Source organism: Floccifex sp., assembly GCF_051873495.1.
GTDB lineage: Bacteria > Bacillota_I > Bacilli_A > Erysipelotrichales > Erysipelotrichaceae > Floccifex.
Map to the genome: position 1 here is coordinate 1 of NZ_JBJEEX010000111.1, position 5,435 is coordinate 5,435.

Here is a 5,435-nt window from a genome sequence, read left to right on the forward strand (position 1 = left end):
AAAACAACAATATAAAGAAATCCATTCTAATACACAAAAAAAACGGAAATTAATTCCGCCTTTAATTAAAAACTATTTTGCTGAGTTGTAAGCAACGATTACGTCTTTGATGTTGATTGTGCATCCAGCTAAAACATCTTCGTTTGTAGCTTTACCTTCAGAATCTAATTCGATTCCATCTACACCATTGTTATCAACGATATAGTCTTCTAAGAATTCGATTTGTTCATTCCATTCTTTACCAATCGCACTAGCAGATCTCATTCCGTAGTCATCACCTAATTCTTTTTTAGATTGACCGTCTTTAACAGTGTCGATAGAAACGTCAGTTACTTTTCCATCTTCTTTTGTTACTTCAACTGTAGTAGTTCCGCTTTCATCAGAAGTTGTTTCACCAGTGAATGTTCCAGTTTCACCACTTGAAGAACAACCAGCTAATAATACAACAGCTAATGCACCCATTAAAACTTTTTTCATAAATTCCTCCTATAAGTTTATAACAGTATTATACTATACAATTAATAAAAATCAATTCATTGCTCATTACATTTTTTCTTTAAAGTCTCACTAGCACGAAATTTGGGAACAAATGTAGTTGGTACCATCATAGATTCCAATGTTTTAGGATTAACACCCATTCGCGCTTTACGTTCAAACAATTCAAATTTTCCGAAACAAGAAATTTCAACTTTTCCATTTTGAGCTAAACAATCCGTCATTTCTTCAAAAATCAAGTCAACAATTTGTCCACATTCACTTTTACTTAAATTAAAATGTGACATCAAAGTTTGCTTCAAAGATTCTTTATTTACATACTTAGACATGTTAAAACTCCTGTTTTAATTCTCTTAGCATTAAATCATTAGCACAAGTTCTAGGTTCTTTTCCTTGATATAAAATTTGATAAACCTCTTCACAAATTGGCATATCAATATTATTTTCAGTTGCGATATTATGAACAATTTTAGCTGTTCTAACACCCTCTACTGTTTTCTTATTCGTAGCTAAAAAATCTGTAACATCATTTTCTTTACCGATTTTATATCCTGCTTCAAAGTTACGAGAATGAACACTTGTACAAGTAACAATTAAATCACCTACACCCGTTAAGCCAATATAAGTTTGCGGATTACCTCCAAAGTGAGTACCAAAGCGTATCATTTCTTGAAGACCACGTGTAATCAATGCTGCACGAGTATTATCTTGATATCCTAAACCAGCAATAATACCAGAAGCAATTGCCATAACATTTTTTATGGCTACACCTAATTCGCTACCAACTTCATCGCATCCTGTATAAATTCTTAAATACTGGTTTGAAAATAATTCTTGAACCTTAGTAGCATCATCAACATTTAAAGATACAGAATCAATTGAAGTAAGTTGACGAATGACTACTTCTTCAGCATGGCTTGGTCCAATCAAAGAAACAACACTACTCAAATGATCTTGTGAAATACTTCTTCGAATAACCTCTGACATTCTCTCATTTGTTTCTGGATGGAACCCTTTTGCGACGTTGATAATAATTGTTTTTTTAGAAAGAAGAGGATCAATTTGTTGACAAATTGATTCAATCGCAAAAGTAGGAACAGCCAATAAAACAATGTCCGCTTCTTTTACAACATTGATATCCATAGTTGCTTTTAGTTCAGGATTCAATTCTACATCTTCAAAAAAGATTGAATTACGATGATTTTCGTTTATGTCACGAACTTGATTTTCATCTATTCCATAAATAATAACATCTTGGTGGTTATCTTGAAGAACTTGTGCCAAAGCCGTCCCCCAACTTCCACTTCCAATAATTACCGATTTCATATTTACTTCCTTTCTATGTACGAGCACGAGCTAAAATACGAATTGGTGTACCTTCAAATCCAAAGGCTTCACGTATTTTATTTTCGATATATCGTTTATAGCTAAAGTGTAATAACTCAGGATTGTTTACAAATAACACAAATGTTGGTGGCTCTACGGCAACTTGAGAAGCATAATAAATACGCAATTGTTTACCTAAATGAGGCTTAGCTGGATTCATCATTTGTGCATCTAAGACAACATCATTTAAAACATTTGTTGCGACACGCAATGTACAATTGTCGTGAACTGCATTGATTAATGGAATCAATTGATTCACTTTGCTATGTGTTAAAGCCGATGTAAAAGCAATAGGAGCATAGTCTAAATATAAGAATTGTGCACGAATTTCTTTTTCGATTTTAGCCATTGTTTTTTCATCTTTTTCAACAGCATCCCATTTATTGTAAACAATAATTACACCCTTACCCGCTTCATGAGCTAATCCAGCAACATGTTTATCTTGTTCTGTAATTCCTTTTTCACCATCTAAAACAAACAATACAACATCACTTCGATCAATTGCACTTAAAGCACGAATAATAGAATACTTTTCGATATTTTCATAAATTTTACCTTTTTTACGAATACCAGCCGTATCAATAATCATATATTCTTGACCATCAACTTTAAATGCCGTATCAATCGCATCACGAGTCGTTCCTTCAATGTTTGAAACAATAACTCTTTGTTCATTTAAAATAGCATTAACCAATGAACTTTTACCTACATTAGGTCTACCAATTACACAAAATGAAGTAATTCCTTCATATGATTTCATTTGTTTTTCTGGTAATTTTTCAATAACTAAATCTAATAAATCACCAAATCCAATTCCATGAGCTCCGCTGACACAAACTGGATCTGTTAAACCCAATTGATAGAATTCATAACTAGCTAATTGAAGTTGTTCATTATCAACTTTATTAACCGCAACGATAATAGGTTTATTTGCTTTTTGAAGTTTACGAGCTATGGCCATATCATCACTCATAACTCCTTCTTTAGCAGAAACAACAAAAATAATTAAATCTGATTCTTCAATAGCAATATCTACTTGCATATTAATTTCATCAGCAAATGCCTGATCTTCAATTTGGATTCCTCCTGTATCAATTAATCGGAAAGTTTGTGTTAACCACTCTACTTCGCCATAGATACGATCACGAGTCACCCCGGGAGTATCGTCTACAATACTTTTTCGCTGTCCAATCAGACGATTAAAAATTGTTGATTTTCCAACGTTCGGACGACCAACAATCGCAACAGTTCCACGAATCATAGATTCTCCTTTCTATCTATTTTCAATAATTTCACTTAATCGTTCAACAACTTGTTCAATTGACATATTAGATGTATCAACTTCAATTGCATCTTCTGCTTTTTTCAAAGGTGAAATAGCACGATGACTATCTTGATAATCACGTTCGTTAATGTCATTTAACAATTGTTCATAATCGCATTCAATTCCTTTATCAATATATTCTTTATAACGACGCATTGCTCTAGCATCGCTAGAAGCGCTCATAAAAATTTTAACTTCAGCCTCAGGAAGAACAACAGAACAAATATCTCTTCCGTCTACTATGTAACCTTTTTCTGCACAAATATCTTGTTGCAAAGCAACTAATTTTTTGCGAACGGCTGAATATGAAGAAACTTTGGCCGCCATCATTGAAATATCATTTGTACGAATAGCATCAGAAACATCTTCACCATTTAAAAAAACTTTTTTTCCATCAAAACGAATAGTGATTTGATTTAATGCTTGTTCTAATTCGATTGGATCATCATAATTTACATTATTAACGTAAATATAGTAAGAAACACATCGATACATAGCCCCTGTATCTAAATGAACCATTCCATATTTTTTCGCAAGAAAATCAGCTATTGTGCTCTTTCCAACACCACTTGGACCATCAATCGCAATATTAATTTTACACATAATTAAAATCCCATATTATATAAGAAGAAAACAGTTAATCCAATAGAAGCAATTAAAGCAATAATTAAAATAACTAAAATAACATTTAAAATTGTTCCTGACTTAGAAGAAGGCTCATCATAAGATTCTAAATCCTCTGATTGCATACGTAATTTACTGCTTGGTAAATCATCATATTCTTCTTGTTCCATTTTCTTAGCTTTTTTTCTTTGTTTCTTAGCTTCTTTTTTAGCTTTACGTTTAGATTTACGAGAAGGTTCTTCTTCATCTAATTCGAAAGAATCATATTTTCCTGGTTCGAATAAATCCAAGTGATCTGTATCCGTATTTTCATCAGCACGGATATCTGTATTTGATAATACAATTTTTTCTTCTTTTTCTTCCTTTTCCTCTTCAACTTTTTCAGGTTCCTTAACAAAATCATTATAGATTTCAGGTTGAGGTTGAGTATTAACAGGATTAATTCGCGTTAACTTTTGATTTTGCATAAAATCAACGATTCCACTCGAATTATTTGACATAAAATTAGAACTACGTGGCATTTCCATAGTAGAACCTAATTCCTCTTCTTCATCCATTGGCATAATATGTTGATTTCTTGCATCAATAGATTCAGGATTCAATTGTTTTAAAATATTAATTTGCGTATCATCAATGTAACGATTTCCATTATCAATATTATATTGTTTTACTTCTCCTAAAAGTTGATCCATTACTTCGTTATTAGAAGGAGTAGAATTTACTTCTTTTGTTTCATGAGGATAAGAAGATATATTTGCATGAGACAAACGAGAATTATTTTGAACTCTTGATAATTTTACCGATTTTGAGGTTGTCTGTGTTGCCATAGCCTCTTTTTCAATTTCATCTCTTAATTCTTGATATTTTGTTTTTCTTGATAATTGAGCCATAAAAACCTCCTAAACATTCCATATTATTATACATAAAAAATATGTAATTTTCCATTGTTTTAAAAAACCTTGTCAAGGACAAGGTTTAATTATGCACGACCAGCGTACTTTCCATCATTTGTGTTAACTAAGATAACTTCTCCTTCTTCAATAAACAAAGGAACCTTTACCTCAAAACCAGTTTCTAATACAGCTGTTTTTTGAGCCGATGTTGCCGTATTTCCTTTCACTGCTTGTTCACATTCTGTGATTTTTAAAGCAACTTTATCAGGTAAAATAACATCTAGAATTTCTCCTTCATAAGAACGAATGTTTACTTCTAAACCACCTTCATCTGAAAGGAAATTCTTTTCCCATTCCAATCTTTCTTTTGGAATTTCAAATGGTGAATAATCATTTGAATCAAGGAATACTAAATCAGATCCTGCATCATAAGAATATATAACGGCAATTTTATCAACATGAACATCTTCAACAGAAGAACCACCATTCCATTGTAAATTAACATTGGCTCCAGTTCTTAAGTTTTTAACTTTAGCTTTAACTTTCATCGCACCACGTGCTTGTTTATTGAAAACAGTATCAAGAACTAAATATAATTCACCATCTTGAACAATTGTTAGTCCTGGTTTTAATTTACTAATATCCATCATAAACTTATACTCCTGGTATATTCTAATTGACTCATCTAATAGTCATTTAGAATATACTTTTAC

7 protein-coding genes are annotated in these 5,435 nt (G+C 31.8%); all 7 read right to left on the reverse strand.

From position 1 onward, the window contains the following. Nucleotides 1-72: 72 nt before the first annotated feature. Nucleotides 73-477, reverse strand: a complete 405-nt coding sequence (locus ACI313_RS06445) for a lipoprotein (RefSeq protein ID WP_439755581.1) — start codon at nucleotides 475-477, stop codon at nucleotides 73-75. A gap of 56 nt (nucleotides 478-533) precedes the next feature. Further along, the gene (locus ACI313_RS06450; protein WP_320608581.1) at nucleotides 534-824 is read right to left on the reverse strand and encodes an HU family DNA-binding protein; all 291 of its coding nucleotides are present in this window, start codon (nucleotides 822-824) and stop codon (nucleotides 534-536) included. 1 nt (nucleotide 825) lies between these two features. Next, complete coding sequence (locus ACI313_RS06455) at nucleotides 826-1,821, reverse strand: NAD(P)H-dependent glycerol-3-phosphate dehydrogenase (protein ID WP_320608580.1); 996 nt, start codon at nucleotides 1,819-1,821, stop codon at nucleotides 826-828. A 13-nt stretch (nucleotides 1,822-1,834) separates the two neighbouring features. Continuing rightward, complete coding sequence (gene der, locus ACI313_RS06460) at nucleotides 1,835-3,142, reverse strand: ribosome biogenesis GTPase Der (RefSeq protein WP_439755582.1); 1,308 nt, start codon at nucleotides 3,140-3,142, stop codon at nucleotides 1,835-1,837. 12 nt (nucleotides 3,143-3,154) lie between these two features. Further along, on the reverse strand, nucleotides 3,155-3,808 hold the full coding sequence (gene cmk / locus ACI313_RS06465) for a (d)CMP kinase (protein ID WP_439755583.1): 654 nt from the start codon (nucleotides 3,806-3,808) through the stop codon (nucleotides 3,155-3,157). 2 nt (nucleotides 3,809-3,810) lie between these two features. Continuing rightward, on the reverse strand, nucleotides 3,811-4,719 hold the full coding sequence (locus tag ACI313_RS06470) for a hypothetical protein (RefSeq protein WP_439755584.1): 909 nt from the start codon (nucleotides 4,717-4,719) through the stop codon (nucleotides 3,811-3,813). Nucleotides 4,720-4,808: 89 nt separating this feature from the next. After that, a complete protein-coding gene (efp, locus tag ACI313_RS06475) occupies nucleotides 4,809-5,372 on the reverse strand; it encodes an elongation factor P (RefSeq protein ID WP_320608576.1) in 564 nt (187 codons plus the stop codon). Nucleotides 5,373-5,435 lie beyond the last annotated feature (63 nt).